The sequence below is a fragment of the Ruminococcus flavefaciens genome, from assembly GCF_900108555.1.
Lineage (GTDB): Bacteria > Bacillota > Clostridia > Oscillospirales > Ruminococcaceae > Ruminococcus > Ruminococcus flavefaciens_P.
Genome location: NZ_FNWV01000002.1, coordinates 28,586 through 45,317, shown reverse-complemented (window position 1 = coordinate 45,317; position 16,732 = coordinate 28,586). Strand labels below are relative to the sequence as shown.

Genomic DNA, 16,732 nt, shown 5'->3' with positions numbered 1-16,732 from the left:
CTTGTTGTGCTAACAGGTGTTGTACCGTTACCACTTGTTGTGCTAACTGGTGTTGTACCGTTACCGCTTGTTGTGCTTGTTGAACCATCAGCACTTGTTGAAACATTAACCTTTGTGGTTGATGTGCTTGTAGTTGACTGTGTTGACGGGTTAGGAGCTAATGTTGTTGTAGTAGGATCAATAACCTCGATCCAGCCGTTATAGCCTTCAACAAGCTTAGAAATATCATAACCGTCTTCGTCAAATACCTTGAGAGTTCCGTCTGCAAAGTTTACATCATATTTGCCCGGCTTTGCATCAGCAGGAACTGTGAAAGTAAGAGTTGCTACCTTTGAACCGTCAGCAGCGACGATATTCTTACCGGTTGCGCTCTTGAATAAGAATTTCTGGATAGCATCGTTAGATGAGATCGCAGAATCGCCATAAGCAGCTGATTTCTCATTTACTGACTCATAGTTTACGCCCTTTGCGTTTTCGATGATGAACTGAGCACCGCCAACGCCGAGCTTAGAACCCTTAGGATCGAGAACAGTAATATCAAGTGTTACTGTCTGAGCCTTTCCGGCTACAACCTGAGTTGAACCGATCTGCCAACCGATACCGCCCTCAGGAATTGGGTTAACTACAGTAGTTGTAGTTGTTATAGTTGGGTTCTGTGTTGTAGTTGTTGTAGTTGTTGGATCAGGGATCTCTTTATTGATATAGATAGCACCGTCAACGAACTTAACGTTCTTGGTGATATCAAATCCGTCCTTGTCGCTTACGAACTGCTTAGCCCATGATACAGGGTAAACGCCGTCAGGACAATCCTCAGGAACATGGAATGTAAGTGTGAAGAGGTCATCACCAGCCTTAGCTGTCTTGCCGTTTCCACTTGCAGTGTAGAATGTGAACTTCTGCTTGTCGTTTGTTCTGAGGTCCTCACCATAAGGTGTACCTGTTGCTGACTTGTAAGTCGGAGGAGTTGTACCTGCGATCTCGAACTGAGCACCTGCTACAGGAAGATCACCCTTGCCCTGAACCTTAACATTCAGAGTAACGTCCTTGCCCTTCTCACCGGCAACATTAGGAATTACCCATGATACTGAGCCGTCAGTATTAACATCACCTATAGTGATAGAACCGTCCTTGAAGATCACGTTATTTGTAAGATCGTAACCGTCAGCATCACTTACGAACATATCAGACCATGATACAGGGTATACGCCGTCAGGTGTACCTGCCGGAATATCGTATGTGATAGCAAGGATAGTTGAACCGTTTGCTGCTGATACAGCCTTACCTGTGCTTGTTCTGAACATGAACTTGCCTGTCTTGTCATTATTTGACATATCAGAAGGATAAGCCTTACCAGCTTCAAAGCTTGAGTTTGTGAATGTAGAGTCAGTCTTTACCTTGAACTGAGCACCTGCAACTGCCAGTGCGCTGCTCTTAGGATCGCTGACTACTGCCTTGACTGTTACAGACTTTCCAGCCTCGCCCTTAACATTGTCGAGTACCCATGATACCTGACCGTTTGAAGGAACATCATTTGTGACCTTGATGAGACCGTCAACAAAGTTTACTCTTGAAGTGAGGTCAAATCCGTCTGTATCACTTACAAACTGCTTGGACCATGTAACAGGGTATTCGCCCGGCTTACAATCCTCAGGAATTGTGTAAGTGAGAGTCATGATTGTTGCATTATCGCCTGCAACTATACCAGCACCTACATTGTTATCGAATAAGAATGAATTCTTAGTCTCGTTTGTGCTGATTTCCTTAACATATGCTCCGCCTGTAGTAAATGACTTATACTTGATCTTTGACTCAGCGTCAACGTCGATCTTGTACTGTGCGCCTGCTACAGCAACGGCTGCATTGTCCTTGTTTTTAACGTATGCTTTGACAGTTACTGTCTCTCCGGGATAACCGGTAACAGTATCAAGTACCCAGTCGATCTTTCCTTCGCCTGAATCCTTTACAACTTTTACAGCACCGTCTGTAAATTTAACTTTGCTTGTGATATCATAACCATCAGTGTCACTAACGCTTCCGTTAGCCCACTTGATAGCATATGTGCCTTCTGCACAATCCTCAGGGATTGTATATGCAAGAGTAAATACTGTTGCACCTTCAGCAGCAACCTTCTCGATTCCATTGCTGTCATCGAAGAGGAACTTTGTTCCCTTACCATTGTCGCCGATATTTGATGCATATGCATCTCCGCCTGTTACGGACTTATATTTAAGAGGTGATGCAGCATCAACGTTGAACTGTGCGCCTGCAACCGCAAGTGAGGAATTCTTTGCCACAACGGGTATTGTTACCGTCTGACCTGGTGCTGCAGTTACTGTCGGGATCAGCCATTCAACTGAACCGTCAGAAGCGGTTTTATTAGCAGAAACATCCAATACTTCGCCCATACTAAAGTTAGGCTGCGAAACAGATAAACTGCCCGCAGCACTAACTGGTAACGAAGCAAATGCACTTGCCATGACTGATACAGTCATGGCAGCGGATGTAACTGCTGAAAGCAGTTTTTTCATCAGTGCATTTCCTTTCCGAGCATTATCGCTCTATTAACTTAGTGGGTTTAAGGGATCAGTCTGTTGGAAGTGAACCCTTTTCGAGGATGTACATTGCTATAGCTTCTGAATCAGCAGCTGTAAGCTTAACTGTCTTAGGATCGATGCCCTTGCCGTCCTTGCTCTGTGGAGCAACTACGTCAGCGTTAACCTTACCCTGAGCTGTTACGTCAGCCTTTGTTGTTGGGTGCTTAACAACGTATGAAGGATCGTTAAGGAGTCTGTTAAGAACTACTACGTCAGCTACGTTAACTTCGCCGTTGCAGTTTGTATCGCCCCAGAGAGTTACGTTGAGCTTTGCGCCAGGTGTAACATCTGTTGTTGTAACAGGTGTTGTCTCTGTAACAGTTGTAGTTGTCTTAGCAGTTGTGGTTTCCTTAGTTGTTGTTGTTGTTACTGTTTCCTTAGATGTTGTTGTCTTGTTACCAACAGTGATTGTAAATGGAGTTACGCCTACTGCGTAGTTGAACTTTGTATTGTCCTTGAAGATCTTGCACTGGCTAAAGTCTACAGTGTAAGTACCATCAGGTGTACCAGCAGGAACTTCTACTGTGATCATGAATGCTGCCTTGCCGTTATCAGCTGTAAGAGGTGTATCACCCTTAAGTGTAGCGTAGTTAGCACGGAGCTCTGAAAGGTTTGTAGAAACTGTCTTGCCTGAGAATGCGTTTGTGCTGTCAAGGATCTCTGTCATCTTAAGACCGCTTGTAAGCTTGAACTGAACGTCGAGAGCTGAGATCGGATTTGTGCCTGCCTCGATATTTACGTCGATATCGAATGAGCCGCCCTTACCTGACTCAACATTTGCTGTGCTGTTGCCGTTTGCGTCAACGAACTTGAAGTTTACATCGCCAACTGTAGGCTGAGTAACTACTGATGTAGTCTTTGTTGTTGTAGCAGATGTTGTTACAGCAGGTGTTGTAACATCAGATGTGCCACCGTTACCAATTGTGATTGTGTAAGGTGTTACGCCTGTCTCATAATTGAACTTTGTATTGTCCTTGAAGATCTTGCACTGAGCAAAATCAACTGTGTATGTGCCCTCAGCTAATGTAGCAGGAACATCAATTGTGATCATGAATGCTGCCTTGCCGTTATCAGCTGTAAGAGGTGTATCGCCCTTAAGTGTAGCGTAGTTAGCGCGGAGCTCTGAAAGGTTTGTAGAAACTGTCTTGCCTGAGAATGCGTTTGAGCTATCAAGGATCTCAGTCATCTTAAGACCGTTTGAAAGCTTGAACTGAACGTCCAGAGCTGAGATTGGATTTGTGCCTGCTTCGATGTTTACATCGAGGTCGATTGACTTAGCTACGCCCTTATCGAGCTTGATTGAGCTCTTTCCATCTGTATCAACAAAAGCAAACTTAACAGGTGCGTTTGGATTAGCAACTGTTGTTGCTGTAGTAGGAGCCTTTGTTGTTATAGGAGCTGTTGTTACTACAGGTGTTGTACCTGGGTCAACAACTGCACCGCCGTCACCAACAACGATCTTGAGCGGATTTACGCCTACTTCGTAGTTGAACTTTGTATTGTCCTTGAAGATCTTGCACTGAGCAAAGTCTACAGTGTAAGTACCGTCAGGTGTACCAGCAGGAACTTCTACTGTGAGCATGAATGCTGCCTTACCGTTATCAGCTGTAAGAGGTGTATCACCCTTAAGTGTAGCGTAGTTAGCACGGAGCTCAGCAATGTTTGTAGAAACTGTCTTGCCTGCGAATGCGTTTGTGCTGTCAAGGATATCAGTAACCTTGAGACCGTTTGATGTCTTGAACTGAACGTCAAGAGCTGATACAGGATTTGTGCCTGCATCGATGTTTACGTCAACATCGATCGATGCAGCCTTACCTGATGCAACCTTTACAGTGTTGTTGCCCTTATCGTCAACGAATGTGAACTTAACATCGCCGCTTACAGGAACATCTGTAACTGTAGGAGTTGCAGTTGTTGTAGAAGCCTGTGTTACAGGAGTCTGTGTTGTAGGAGCCTGTGTTGTAGTTGGCTCAGGTGTGTCACCGTCTGTAACAACGATTGTGAACTCTTCGGTCTTGAGCTGCTTATCGCCGTTCTTAGCTGCGAGAGTGTATCTTGTACCGTCGCCTTCAACCATTGGGCATGGGTTGTCGTTTACGCCTGAAGCATCTGTGTTATAATCACAGTATGTAACCTTGTAAGTACCAGCCTTGATGTTAGGTGAAAGCTTTGTCTCAAATACATAGAACGGGTAAGCATCTGAGCTATCGCCAGCCCATGCATAATCAACGCCCTTGTTCATCCATGAGCAGCCGAGGAAGTAATTATCTGTCTTAGCTGCTGACTGTGATGAGTCAAGACCGAATACGTACTCACCTGCAGGCTTGTAACCAGCTCTTGCGCTCTTGCAGAAACCAGCCCATGAGATATAACGGTCTGTCTTGAATTCAACGCCGCCAAGTGTGTATGTCTTAGCCTCATCAAAATATGAATCAAGGCCCGGATCATAGTACTTGAAGGAGATGTCCTTTGAATCTGTTGTAAGAGAAACAAGAAGTGAATCTGTTGTATTAACAGTACCTTCTGAGTAGTATACAGCTGTAGGAATTACATAACCATCAGCACCGATATCTTTCTTATCGATTTTGATTGTATTCTTACCTGAAGCAGCAGAAGGATTCTGAGGATCATATGTTTTAATAGAAAATCCCTTAGTAGTGTCTGCGGCACTTACAGCTACTGGAGTAACCACAGATACCATTGATGCAACCATAGCTGCAGCTGTGATTGCAGAAAGTAACTTTTTCATTTGTAATAATTCCTTTCTCTAGGTTTTTAAGCCTATTAATAAAACATAAATTGGGTTTTTATTCCTTTGTAAGGGGGACAAATCAGATAATCTCGGATCAGAGTTCAGAGATGCTCTTGAGGAGCCACTTCTGAATCTTAGCAGCGTCACCGTTAGTAACGCCCTTAGAGCTTGAATCTACGTCAGCATTAGCTTCGCCTACTGCTGTGATGTGGTGTGCATCACTACCATTTACGCCATACTTATTTGGATTAGCAAGGCTCTGCATAATGAGAACGATATCCGACATATCAACTTCGCCGTCACAGTTTGCGTCTCCGCGCTTTGTAGCGGTTGGGCCCTGTGTTACAATAGTAGTTGTAGTTGTTTCAATCTTACCAACTGTAACAGAACCATCTGATGTCTTGACGTCAAGCTTTACGGGCTTGCCGTTTGACTCATATCCGCAGCCGATAGTAGCATTGGACTTCTTTGAACCGTAGAAAGTCTCACGTTCAATAGGGGTGATCTTGAGGTCATATGTACCATTTTTAGCACCGCTTGCAACAGTACCGTTAATAGTACAGTATACACCGTTACCCTTGAGCCAATAAGAAGCATCATCAGTAGCAGTTGACCAGATCAGGCTCACGTAACCCTCTGTCTTATTGATCGAGCTTTCAAAGCATGGTGAAAGTGAAGCTGAGAGATCAGCCTTATCTACGCCCTTATTAATAAGAGCTCCTGCTTCTACGGAATCAATTGTGAGAGCACTGCTATCATAAGTAATAGCAAAATCGAGTGCCTGAATGCCGGACGATGGGATATCAGCTAAAGATACATCCACTGAGAATTTGCTACCCACCTCTGCGCTTGTTTTGCCAACGGATATCTGCACTGTTTCGCCGGCAGCTGCAACAGGTGCAAGTGAGCAGACTGAAAGTGAAAGCATCGTAGCAGCGATAGCTCCGACGACTACCTTTTTTGTCTTCATTATTTTTTCCTCCTTCTTCGAAAATGTTATATAACAAAGGAACGGGGTGCCCCTTTAATTATATCTTGTCTTGAATGCAGCGGATACATCGTTCCGCCTCTCTGCAAAACCGTTTCACCGATATACGAATGAGACCTGAGTGCAAAGCGGTCGGCTCTGAGCCGCTGCCAGTCATACGAACTCGAACAGACGAGGGATTTTTTTCTTCACCAAGACGTATGTACACGCTCGCCGAAGAGTTCCTCCGCTGTCAGCCCTCTGACTGAGATCATTGCTCTGCAAGCAGCGGTTTTGTCGTAAGACGCATCACACTGCCGTGATGAGATTCTAATCCCATAACTATATTTATTCATGATTTCATTATATATCAGGTCTAAAAAAAAGTAAATAGGTTCATACTGTTTTTGGTATTTTACCTAAACAGTAAATCTGATTTTTGCACGGTTTGCACAATGATATTTTCCTCAAAAAACCACCGTTAAAGCTGTTTTTTGAACAAGAAATGAATTTATCAAATTATTTGTCGAGTTTGCGGAATTCAGCAGGAATTTGCTCCTCGATTATGCGGTTTATAACGCCCCAGCCGAACTCTGTATAAGTACCCTGAGGTATCGCATACGGGAGTCCGTGACGCTCTGCAAGCTCTTCCGAATACTTGCTGTAGGGATAGACTTTCATATTTGAAAACCCGTCCTCGTAGTGGACTATAGTCGGTATACAGCCGACATTTTCAAGTGAGACTTCATTGGTCTCACCATCAACAACGATATCAAAATCGGGAAGCTCTCCTACAACGTTGAAGTTGTCGGTCTGAGCACAGATGAAATTACCCATTGAGTAATATACAAATCCTCGTGTACCGTCGTCGCGCTCTATCCATTCCATGGTCTCTGCGGTATGTGTGTGGCAGCCGAGTATCACATCGGCACCCCAGCCTACCATTTTGTTTGCAAGCTCAATTCTGTCCTCGGTAACGACGGTGGTATCATCTTCGCCCCAGTGAGCAGAAACAATGACAACATCTGCCTTTTGTTTTGCTTCCTTTATCTGGCGTTCGATAACGTCCTCCTCTTCGTTCTTGACAACTCTGAGCGGAACATCATTAAGCAGATCATCAAAGCCGTTGATATGGTGCGCATACGCAAGAAAAGCGATCTTTACGCCGTTAACCTCGCGGACTCTGATATTATTTGCGTCCTCCTCATTAAGATAAGCACCGAGAACTGTAAGGTTGTTTTCCTTAGCCTTCCTGTTCCAGAAGTTTATAGACTCTTCAAGTCCGTCAGTGCCCATATCGAGCAGGTGGTTGTTTGCCATAGTAATTACGTCGAAACCCAGATCTATCACAGCATCTGCGACCTCAGGCGGTGAATTGAACAAAAGTACTCCGCCCTCTGCGCCTCGCACCTCATTACTTTCAGATATAACAGTTTCCTGATTAAGTATAGCCACATCAGCACCCTCGATAAGATATTTTACCTCGGAATACATTGGCTTGAAATCGTATCCGTCGCCGCCTGCGAGATTTTGTGCATTCACATTCACCGAATGGTGTATGAGATTATCGCCTGCCGCTATAACATGAACGACCTTATCAGGTACTTCGGTAGTAGGCTCTTCTGTTGTTTCCGCGGGTACATCAGTCGTTGTTACTGCCGCAGAAGTTGCTGCCTCGGGATTTGACTTTCCGACAACACCGCAGCCTGCTCCGCCGACTATGATAGCCGCAAGGAAAGCAGCTGCACCAACAGCACGTCCTTTTCTTAATTTCATAAGATTCTCCTTTATAAAACAGCAAATATCATAAAGACAAATACTGTTTTCTCCCTTATTATATCACATTATTTTTTATTTGGCAATTACAAATTGTATCAAACTTAAATGAATTTACCATGGGTTTTATTGACAAAGAGATTAAATTTCAGCTCGGAACAACGTATTTTCGGCAAATCCTAAGGCACTACTTTATTTTTGACCGATATTTGTTCATTCATACAAAGTTTTTTGTAAAATTTTGTAAGATTTGTCAATAAAACTGTTTTTTGTCCACTACGTATACAAAAAATTACATTATGTTAATTTCACGTGATCTCTGCAATTCTATAAACTCTTCCGCCAAAGCTTCTGCTTCAGCATAAGATGAAAGCTGATAACAGCGTCCGCGGAATTTTGCAGATCCATAATATCCGTTCATATACCACGCCGCGTGTTTGCGGGCTTCGTGCATGGCAAGCTCCTCACATTTCTCGCTGAGCTCAAGTATCAGTCGAATATGTTCGAGCATTACCTGCATTTTTTCTTCAAGTGTGGGAGGAGTGTAAGCTGTCCCTTTCATTCCCGCTTCTATCTCTCGAAACAAAAACGGGTTGCCATAGCTTCCGCGTCCTATCATGACGAGGTCGCAGCCCGTCTGCTCATACATCTCCCTGCACGATTTAAAGTCAGTTACATCTCCGTTGCCTATAACGGGTATGCTTACTGCGCTTTTGACAGCTTTTATAACACTGTTGTCAGAGCTTCCGCTGTAATACATATCTCTTGTACGTCCGTGAACGGTTATCGCCGCAGCTCCCACTGCTTCCAGTGCCCATGCCAGATAAGTAGCATTTATGCTGTCACTGCTCCAGCCGCTGCGTATCTTTACCGTTACGGGAGTATCTCCTGCCGCCTTTACAGCAGCCTCTGTCACTGCCGCAGCCAGCTTTATATCTTTCATAAGTGCAGAACCTGCACCTGTGCCGACTACCTTAGGGACAGGACAGCCCATATTGATATCTATGATATCGGGGTGATAATCAAGGACTATCTTTACAGCCTCAGCCATGAACTCAGGCTCGCTGCCGAAGAGCTGTATCGCCATAGGACGTTCCTCGTCCGTAACAGTACACAGCTCTGCTGTTTTGCGGTCGCTGTAGCATATGCCCTTTGCGGACACCATTTCGCTGACCACATAAGCTGCTCCGTATTTCTTGCACATGAGCCTGTACGCACGATCTGCTACCCCTGCCATAGGTGCAAGTGCAGCTGTACGCGCTATCTCGACATTGCCTATTTTTAATGTATCACTCATGCGCACTCTCCGAAGCAGTATTGTCCTTGTTCTTGAAAACAAAGACCTTGCTGAGTATATAATTTGCAATAAATATCAGTATCTGACTGAGGAATGTGATAAGTGTCTTGCTCATGCCGAGCCAGTCACAGCATACGAGGAATATGACCTCTTCCATTCCCAGTGTGGCAAGTCTTGCGCCATAAAACGAAGCGAATACCTTCCAGAATTCCTTCGATGTTTTTGTCTCGTTCTTGAAAACATACTTCTTGTTGGTGAAGAACGCAAAAGTCACCGCACATATCCATGAGAATACAACGCCTGCCGTGCTCTCCCACTTCGGTTCACCGGGAACGAACTTGAAAAGCAGCAGCTTTGTAACTATGGATACGACTGTTGTAAGTCCTCCGAAAACAAGATAAAGCCATTTCTCTTCATATTTATAATATATATTCTGGAGCGGCTTCGGCAATATGGAAACACACCACTTTATGAATTTCTCCATTTCAACTATCCTTTCAAAAATACAATGCTTATATATAATAGCAGTTTATGAAAGCAATTGCAAGTCATTTCATGCAATTTTTTGCAGAATGCTGACATTTTCGTGCAAAATGTATCACCTCATCCACCATATACAAACGAACAGCAGCGCAAAAACGTGACATAAATATTATTTATTGCTCATAAAAAAATGTCGCCCCAATGCAGTTCAAGTGCATCGGGGCTATACTTCTATATCATTATGTAATTTATATCACGCTTTTTTCTTTCTGCACATCAGCACCATGCAGATGATACCGCATATGATCATCATCGGAAATACCGATATTATCATCATCCAGAACTCATTTGTCCTGTACTCGAATTTGTTACCGTCAGCATTTACGGTGAACATACTGAATACAGAAGTCAGAAACATATCAAGTATCATGTGGGAAAGTGCCGCAGGATATACCGAGTTCGTCCGCTTGGTCAGCCATGTGTAGAAAGCCGACATGAATATGCACATCACTATCATTGCCATAAAGCCGCCGTAAGGGAAGAGATCATAGTCCCTGCCGAAGTCGTAGCCGTAAACAAGAAGCGGTCCGTGCCACAGTGCCCATATGATACCCGTGACCACTACCGCCGCAGATGTAGGCATGAGCTCCTCAAGCTTTGGCGTAAGATAGGCTCTCCAGCCCAGCTCCTCGCCGAGACCGTGCAAAGCCATTGCGACACCTGACGCAAATGCTATCAACAGATTTGCTGCGGTCATGGTGCTGTCTGCGAAAAATCCGCTGTCCCATATGCTGCCGTTCTTCACTATTAACAGATGAAGTATCACAGCACTGACAAACGGAAGAACTATGGGATATATCACGGCTGCTCCGTAATACTTTCCGCTTTTTCTTTTGCCGAAGCCGAGAAATGCGTCACGGAAGCCCTCTTTTGTTACAATTCTTGTGATAACTACAGCTATGGCAGGAAAGAGCATGAGCAGTATGCCTGCCACAGCACTTGTAAGTCCGCCCTTTTTGTCCGAAAAGACAAAGCCGAGAATATACACAGGCAGATATGCAAGAACTAAATATACAGCGATACGGAGCAGAGCTATCTTCTTATTTTGCATAATTCTCAACTCCTTTCAGATACCACTTTACGGAAAGTCTGTAGGACAGGTAATACAGCGGCATTACAGCCACAGCTATTATGCCTATCCAGAGATATACCTTTTTCATCTGTTCGGGATCATTTACAAATTTGAAAAATCTTTCCCAGAATGTTTCCAAATTCGCAAACATGGAAGTATCACCAAACAGAAAATACACAAACAGCACTATACATATAAGTACAACGATACACGACTTGACCATATATCCTACCTTAGAGCTGAAACGGAATATCAGCGGAAATTCTATGGCTCGCATGAAAATCTGCATATAGAATGCACCAACGATAATAGTAGTTGCGTCAACTTTCAGAGCGCCCATATCAGCAGCAAGGCTCTGTATGAACATAAGTATTGTAACTGTGACCATTCCTATAAATAAGGAACAAAGATACTTTACGCCAACAAAGCCTTTTATGCCTGTAGGCGTAGATGTGACATAATACGCCCATTTCTTGCGCTCGTCCTGTGGGATAAGTCCGTTCTGTATTACGGCTGTGAAAAAATATGCAATACAGCAGGCTGATAGCCATATTATGCTCATAACATTTGTCAGCATCTGCTGATTAATTTCATCATCAACCCCCTTCTTTGCATCTGCATCGCAAACCTTGATAACAAATATAATAAGCAGCGGATATATCATTGCGCCCAACAGGTTTAATATGAGCTTCCTTGAGTTGAGCTTCAGTTCCTTATAAAGCAGACCTGTCATCAGTAACGCCTCCTTTCCAGTTCCTTCACGGTACGGAAATAGCACAGCACAAGACTGCCAACTATAATAAAAGGCGCAGCTATGGCAGCTATCTCCACAAGCTTCTCCTGATAAGGCTCAGATACCTTTCTTATTGCTTCCTCACCCTTTAAGTTGGGATAGCGTACCTCTGCTTCCTTGATGCAGTATATGATAAACTTTACAATTCCGAATACCAAAGCTGCAAAAGGGATAATTCCGTATGCGATATATGTTGTTATTGTCTTTGAAACTTCCTTGTGTCGCAATGCTGAGGGCAGAGTAATAAATGTGACCGATACGATCGCCGCCATAACAGCTAAATTCTTTATATGCTCCAGGCTTACGCCCTTTTTGGCAGCCAAGCCCAGCACCACTTCTCCCACAACAGCAAATAAAAAGCTGACAACAAGCAGTATGATGCGTGATACGAGCATAGAAGAAGCCATTTTCTTTTCGTCAACGGGAAGTGTATATGTGTATAGTCTCCAGCGTGACTTGTAATCGTCATACACAACGCCGTTCTGAGCTGCTGAAAAGCCTAATAAAGCCATTGCGCCTGTATAGAGGTAAGCCTGCGGATAAAATGAAGCTATCATCTGATTATTTTCTTCGCCCTTTGCAAGATTGCCTGCATAGGTGCTTATGAATACAAGAGATATCATAAACAGAAATCCCAAAAACACCGCCAAAGTCAGAGCAAAATTCTTTCTCATAAGATAAAATTCACGGTAAATAAGACCTTTCATTCATCTCCACTCCTTTTTGCTGCGGTTGACATAGTAAAGCATTATGTCCTCAAGGGACGCATTATCTATGACCGCGCCAGAGTATTTGCGGCTGCAAGCCGCCTTGTCGGAAACCATTACCTCTGCACCGAAATCGGATAATCTCGCACTTACGATGTCCTCGGGAGCGATGTCCTTGTAGTCGTTCTTAGTGCATTTGAGTATGCCGTGACTTTCAAGGATATCGTCCTTATAGCCGCTTATGAGCAGCTTGCCCTTGTCGATAAAGGTAACGCTGTCGGCTATTTTGTCAAGGTCGGACGTGATATGTGATGACATTAATATAGAGTGATCCTCGTTCTGTAGGTATTCGAGGAATATGTCCAGTATCTCGTTTCTTACAACGGGATCAAGACCTGTGGTAGCCTCGTCCATTATGAGAAGCTTTGCATTGTGAGAAAGTGCGGAAGCTATTTGCAGCTTCATTTTCATACCTTTCGAGAACTTGCCGAACTTCTTCTTTCTCGGCAGTGCAAAGCGGTCAAGATAGCCGAAAAATGTATCCGTGCTCCACTCCTCGAATATCTCGCGGAGCACCTTGTCCAGAACTAATGCGTTCATTCTGTCATCGAAGGGCAGCTCGTCAAATACGGCTGCTATCCGCTTTTTAGCCTCGTATTCGTCCTTTACACTGTCATATCCGAGCAGACGTATCTCGCCCTCGTCCTTTTTAACTATGTTGAGCAGCGCATTTATAGTAGTGGTCTTGCCTGCGCCGTTCTGTCCTATAAATCCCATTATACTGCCCTTAGGCACGTTGAAGCTCACATTGTCGAGAGTAAAGCCGTCATATCTCTTTGTAAGCCCCTTGATCTCAATAGCATTTTCATAATCATTCATTTTCTGCCCCTCCGTAAATTAGTTCAAGCATTTCTTTCAGTTCGTCAAGACCGATATCGCATTGTCTTGCCTTATCGCAGACCTGTGTGAGAAGAGCCTCTGTCTGGCGGAGATACTCCTCGCGCAGAAGCTCTGTATTCTGCCCCTTGACGAAGCTGCCCTTACCTGTGTACGACTCGATGAAGCCGTCACGTTCCAAATCCTCATAAGCGCGTTTCGTAGTGATAACACTTATGCGGAGCTGCTGTGCAAGTGTACGCATAGAAGGCAGAGCGTCCCCTGCTTTCAGTGTACCGTTAAGGATAAGTCCCTTTATCTGGTCGGAGATCTGCTGATATATGGGCTCACCCGATGAATTGCTGATAATAATATCCATAGTCCACCTCAATATTGTATATATACGTTATACACATTATATCATTTATATACACACTTGTCAATACCCTTTCCGAAAAAATGCAGGGCAATTTTTAAAGTTGAGAGTTCAGAGTTGAGAGTTGACAGTTAATGTGTTCGCTGCGCTCACATTATTTATGTAATATCGCCGATGCAGGGTAGAATATTATCTGCTCGCAAGTATCAAAGGATCATGGCTCGCTAACATTTCGGGCGGCTGAACGCCGCCTCTACAGGCTAAAGCTAAAGGCTAAGTGTATATGATAAACAAATGAAAACATCGTTTTTTAGTCAAAATTGCCTATTTTAAAAAAATAATATAGACAAGACGGAAAAAATAATATATAATAAGATGTATATATAATTCGGTATCCGTATGCCGTAAATGCGGAAACCGCAGTTTTACCGCTGCGGCTTCGGAGCACTAAAACATGAGAGTTATCACAGGCATTGCAAGAGGCCGTAAACTTGTTGCGCCCGAAGGTCTTGATGTAAGACCTACAGCCGACAAGGTCAAGGAAGGTATTTTTTCCGCCGTTCAGTTTGAGCTGGAAGGTGCGCGTGTACTCGATCTCTTCGCAGGAAGCGGTCAGATGGGTATCGAAGCACTCAGCCGCGGAGCTGACCACGCTGTATTTATCGACAGCTCACTCCGCTCTATCAGATGCGTAAATGAAAATCTGCGCAATACAGGCTTTGAACGGCAGTCAGAGGTCATCAACCGCGACAGCTACGATTATATAAAGCTCACCGCCCAGACCTTTGATGTAATTATCCTCGATCCGCCATACAGACACAGCCACATAGCAAATATACTCCCCTTTGCGGCTAAAAAGCTCCGCGATGGAGGACTTATTATATGTGAGTATGAATGTGAAGCAGATGAGCCTGCGGCTCCCGAGGGATTAGTTCTAAGAAAGACCTACCGCTACGGCAAGATCAATGTCTCTATTTTCTGCAAACCGTCCGAGGAGGTGGCTGAAGAATGAGAAGAATAGCCGTTTGTCCGGGAAGCTTCGACCCTGTTACACTTGGTCATCTTGATATCATAACAAGAGCTTCCAAGCTTTTTGATAAGGTAATAGTCCTCATATCCCGAAATGCAGGCAAGGCACAGCCAAGCTTTACAGCTACCGAGCGTATGCTGATGATAGAACAGGTCACACGCGACCTTGATAACGTAGTAATAGATATACTTGACGGACTTCTTGCGGATTACGTAAGAAATGTAGGTGCTGTGGCTATCGTAAAGGGTCTCCGCGCTGTCAGCGACTTTGAATACGAATTCCAGATGGCACTTGCCAATAAAAAGCTTTACGCAGGAGCTGAAACAGTGTTCCTGACCACAGCTACCGAGAATATGTATCTCAGCTCGAGTCTGGTAAAACAGATCGCTTATTTCGGCGGAGATATCAGCCACTTTGTTCCCGAGGATATACTTGAAGATATAAAACAAAGACTTATTAAGGAGAGGTAATCATTATGAGCATTGATGAGATTTTAGAAGAAATGGACGAACTTCTTGACAAGGCGTCCTCTGTCCCATTCGTATCACATAAGAAAGTGATCGACGGCGAGCGTATGCGTGAGCTTATAAATGATGTTCGCCTTAATATGCCTCACGAACTCAAAGAGGCTAAGAAGATCGAATTCGACTGCCAGCGTATACTCAATGAGGCTAAGCTCAATGCCGAGTCTATCATACGCAAGGCTGAGGAGCGCGCTGCTCAGATAGTTTCACGCGAGGCTATCGTTACAGAGGCTAAGAAAAAGGCACTGGATATGCTCACAAAGGCACAGACAGCTGCAAAGAACCTCCAGCAGAACGCTGCTACATCAGTTGCTAAGATGCTCAACGATACCGAGAATTACTACTCAAGAAATCTCCAGAGCATAAAGACTGTAAAGAGCAAGCTCAGCAGCACTGTTTCAGCAGGTCTCAGCATGAATGGTATCGACAAGAAGAACGGCTTACAGTAAGTTATAAACACTAAAGCTCCCGTAAAGGGAGCTTTATTTTTATGATTTTTCCTCAGACGATGTATCAAGGTTATCAATTGAATATTTCAGACACTGTATTACAAGCTGATTGAGCGAGAGGTTGTTTTCAAATGCAAGTTTTTCAAGCTCATCGACAAACTCCTTTGGAAGTCTGAATGTTTTCGTAACGTATTCCTCGTACCCTTTTTGCAGTTTAAACATGATCTCACACTCCTTATAATCATTATCTAATATTTTATAGTGATTTTATACAACCATTTTGCAATAATTTTATATTGTATTATTATTGCAATTATATACCACTATATGATATAATAATTACAAGATAAAACCTCAAATCTTTTAATTTCTAATACATCTGTCAACAATAACTATGACTTCGACAGCCTTATGCTATATTATCTCTAAATAGCATAATTCCGTAAAGGATGGTGAAGATATGAGAGCATGTGTTTGTCCAAAGTGTGGTGCAAATTTATCACTCGAAGACATTAAACGCGATTATGCTTTCTGTGAGTTTTGCGGAACCAAAATTATGTTAGATGATTTTCGTATGACTAAACGTATTATTGATGAAGCGCAACTCAGAAAAGCAGAAATTGAGCAAGAAAATTTAAAATTAACAGCGCTTCAAACACAACGCCTTGAAATTATTGGACGCTGGGATACAGAACAATTTAATGAAGAATGTGCCTTAGTTCAATGCAAGAAAAATCTCCATACTTGCTTGTGGTTATGTTTGATAGGCTTCGGTGTATATGCGCTTCCTTTTGTTGCGATAAAATATAGCCGTCTAAAAAATAATTATGAAACCAAGAAAAAGCGCAGAGATTATATGCGTCAGCTGCCATTAGACAGATTTTTTCAAGAAATGGAGAATGAATGGAAAAAACATGAAAGCGAAGAGAAAAACACTTCTTTTCTTGACAAAAAAATATGGTGATTATAATCAGTT

The 16,732-nt window shown here is 43.5% G+C and carries 16 protein-coding genes; 4 read left to right on the top strand and 12 right to left on the bottom strand.

The features are described 5' to 3' along the window. The 11 genes from BLW60_RS03415 to BLW60_RS03365 form a co-directional block, all read right to left on the bottom strand. A partial coding sequence (locus BLW60_RS03415) for a cohesin domain-containing protein (RefSeq protein WP_242872820.1) occupies positions 1–2,528 on the bottom strand: 2,528 nt, incomplete at its 3' end. A gap of 55 nt (positions 2,529–2,583) precedes the next feature. Continuing rightward, positions 2,584–5,343 carry a dockerin type I domain-containing protein gene (locus BLW60_RS03410; protein ID WP_074714497.1) on the bottom strand — a complete coding sequence of 920 codons (2,760 nt, stop codon included), beginning with the start codon at positions 5,341–5,343 and terminating at the stop codon, positions 2,584–2,586. A gap of 97 nt (positions 5,344–5,440) precedes the next feature. After that, positions 5,441–6,316 (bottom strand): cohesin domain-containing protein, encoded by an 876-nt coding sequence (locus BLW60_RS03405; protein WP_074714496.1) that lies wholly within the window; start codon positions 6,314–6,316, stop codon positions 5,441–5,443. A 516-nt stretch (positions 6,317–6,832) separates the two neighbouring features. Further along, positions 6,833–8,089, bottom strand: coding sequence for a CapA family protein (locus BLW60_RS03400; RefSeq protein ID WP_074714495.1), 1,257 nt, complete (start codon positions 8,087–8,089; stop codon positions 6,833–6,835). A gap of 292 nt (positions 8,090–8,381) precedes the next feature. Next, positions 8,382–9,386, bottom strand: a complete 1,005-nt coding sequence (dusB, locus tag BLW60_RS03395) for a tRNA dihydrouridine synthase DusB (protein ID WP_074714494.1) — start codon at positions 9,384–9,386, stop codon at positions 8,382–8,384. Continuing rightward, entirely contained in the window at positions 9,379–9,870 is a 492-nt protein-coding gene (locus BLW60_RS03390; RefSeq protein WP_074714493.1) for a GtrA family protein, read from the bottom strand. Before BLW60_RS03390 ends, dusB begins: the two co-directional genes overlap by 8 nt. A 252-nt stretch (positions 9,871–10,122) precedes the next feature. Continuing rightward, positions 10,123–10,980: a CPBP family intramembrane glutamic endopeptidase gene (locus BLW60_RS03385; RefSeq protein ID WP_074714492.1), complete on the bottom strand. Its 858-nt coding sequence runs from the start codon at positions 10,978–10,980 to the stop codon at positions 10,123–10,125. Continuing rightward, the gene (locus tag BLW60_RS03380) at positions 10,970–11,734 is read right to left on the bottom strand and encodes an ABC-2 transporter permease (protein WP_074714491.1); all 765 of its coding nucleotides are present in this window, start codon (positions 11,732–11,734) and stop codon (positions 10,970–10,972) included. Before BLW60_RS03380 ends, BLW60_RS03385 begins: the two co-directional genes overlap by 11 nt. After that, positions 11,734–12,501: an ABC-2 transporter permease gene (locus tag BLW60_RS03375; RefSeq protein ID WP_074714490.1), complete on the bottom strand. Its 768-nt coding sequence runs from the start codon at positions 12,499–12,501 to the stop codon at positions 11,734–11,736. Before BLW60_RS03375 ends, BLW60_RS03380 begins: the two co-directional genes overlap by 1 nt. Continuing rightward, positions 12,502–13,380 carry an ABC transporter ATP-binding protein gene (locus BLW60_RS03370; protein WP_074714489.1) on the bottom strand — a complete coding sequence of 293 codons (879 nt, stop codon included), beginning with the start codon at positions 13,378–13,380 and terminating at the stop codon, positions 12,502–12,504. Beyond that, positions 13,373–13,756, bottom strand: coding sequence for a GntR family transcriptional regulator (locus BLW60_RS03365; RefSeq protein ID WP_074714488.1), 384 nt, complete (start codon positions 13,754–13,756; stop codon positions 13,373–13,375). Before BLW60_RS03365 ends, BLW60_RS03370 begins: the two co-directional genes overlap by 8 nt. Before the next feature lie 451 nt (positions 13,757–14,207). Between BLW60_RS03365 and rsmD the strand changes: the two genes are divergently transcribed. From rsmD to BLW60_RS03350, 3 genes are read left to right on the top strand one after another with little or no spacing between them, the layout of a single operon-like run. Then, on the top strand, positions 14,208–14,765 hold the full coding sequence (gene rsmD, locus BLW60_RS03360) for a 16S rRNA (guanine(966)-N(2))-methyltransferase RsmD (protein WP_074714487.1): 558 nt from the start codon (positions 14,208–14,210) through the stop codon (positions 14,763–14,765). Next, entirely contained in the window at positions 14,762–15,253 is a 492-nt protein-coding gene (gene coaD / locus BLW60_RS03355) for a pantetheine-phosphate adenylyltransferase (protein ID WP_028518567.1), read from the top strand. Before rsmD ends, coaD begins: the two co-directional genes overlap by 4 nt. Before the next feature lie 5 nt (positions 15,254–15,258). Continuing rightward, on the top strand, positions 15,259–15,756 hold the full coding sequence (locus BLW60_RS03350; protein WP_074714486.1) for an ATP synthase subunit B family protein: 498 nt from the start codon (positions 15,259–15,261) through the stop codon (positions 15,754–15,756). A gap of 39 nt (positions 15,757–15,795) precedes the next feature. On the opposite strand, the gene BLW60_RS03345 is transcribed toward BLW60_RS03350, so the two are convergent. Beyond that, positions 15,796–15,978: a hypothetical protein gene (locus BLW60_RS03345; RefSeq protein ID WP_074714485.1), complete on the bottom strand. Its 183-nt coding sequence runs from the start codon at positions 15,976–15,978 to the stop codon at positions 15,796–15,798. Positions 15,979–16,216: 238 nt separating this feature from the next. On the opposite strand from BLW60_RS03345, the gene BLW60_RS03340 reads away from it, so the two are divergent. After that, the gene (locus BLW60_RS03340) at positions 16,217–16,720 is read left to right on the top strand and encodes a hypothetical protein (RefSeq protein ID WP_074714484.1); all 504 of its coding nucleotides are present in this window, start codon (positions 16,217–16,219) and stop codon (positions 16,718–16,720) included. The last annotated feature ends 12 nt before the right edge of the window (positions 16,721–16,732 follow it).

What these genes read in the sequence shown, in the direction of transcription:
- BLW60_RS03410 (WP_074714497.1), bottom strand. Translation starts at nt 5,343, where the DNA reads ATGAAAAAGTTACTTTCTGCAATCACAGCTGCAGCTATGGTTGCATCA.
- BLW60_RS03405 (WP_074714496.1), bottom strand. Translation starts at nt 6,316, where the DNA reads ATGAAGACAAAAAAGGTAGTCGTCGGAGCTATCGCTGCTACGATGCTT.
- BLW60_RS03400 (WP_074714495.1), bottom strand. Translation starts at nt 8,089, where the DNA reads ATGAAATTAAGAAAAGGACGTGCTGTTGGTGCAGCTGCTTTCCTTGCG.
- dusB (WP_074714494.1), bottom strand. Translation starts at nt 9,386, where the DNA reads ATGAGTGATACATTAAAAATAGGCAATGTCGAGATAGCGCGTACAGCT.
- BLW60_RS03390 (WP_074714493.1), bottom strand. Translation starts at nt 9,870, where the DNA reads ATGGAGAAATTCATAAAGTGGTGTGTTTCCATATTGCCGAAGCCGCTC.
- BLW60_RS03385 (WP_074714492.1), bottom strand. Translation starts at nt 10,980, where the DNA reads ATGCAAAATAAGAAGATAGCTCTGCTCCGTATCGCTGTATATTTAGTT.
- BLW60_RS03380 (WP_074714491.1), bottom strand. Translation starts at nt 11,734, where the DNA reads ATGACAGGTCTGCTTTATAAGGAACTGAAGCTCAACTCAAGGAAGCTC.
- BLW60_RS03375 (WP_074714490.1), bottom strand. Translation starts at nt 12,501, where the DNA reads ATGAAAGGTCTTATTTACCGTGAATTTTATCTTATGAGAAAGAATTTT.
- BLW60_RS03370 (WP_074714489.1), bottom strand. Translation starts at nt 13,380, where the DNA reads ATGAATGATTATGAAAATGCTATTGAGATCAAGGGGCTTACAAAGAGA.
- BLW60_RS03365 (WP_074714488.1), bottom strand. Translation starts at nt 13,756, where the DNA reads ATGGATATTATTATCAGCAATTCATCGGGTGAGCCCATATATCAGCAG.
- rsmD (WP_074714487.1), top strand. Translation starts at nt 14,208, where the DNA reads ATGAGAGTTATCACAGGCATTGCAAGAGGCCGTAAACTTGTTGCGCCC.
- coaD (WP_028518567.1), top strand. Translation starts at nt 14,762, where the DNA reads ATGAGAAGAATAGCCGTTTGTCCGGGAAGCTTCGACCCTGTTACACTT.
- BLW60_RS03350 (WP_074714486.1), top strand. Translation starts at nt 15,259, where the DNA reads ATGAGCATTGATGAGATTTTAGAAGAAATGGACGAACTTCTTGACAAG.
- BLW60_RS03345 (WP_074714485.1), bottom strand. Translation starts at nt 15,978, where the DNA reads ATGTTTAAACTGCAAAAAGGGTACGAGGAATACGTTACGAAAACATTC.
- BLW60_RS03340 (WP_074714484.1), top strand. Translation starts at nt 16,217, where the DNA reads ATGAGAGCATGTGTTTGTCCAAAGTGTGGTGCAAATTTATCACTCGAA.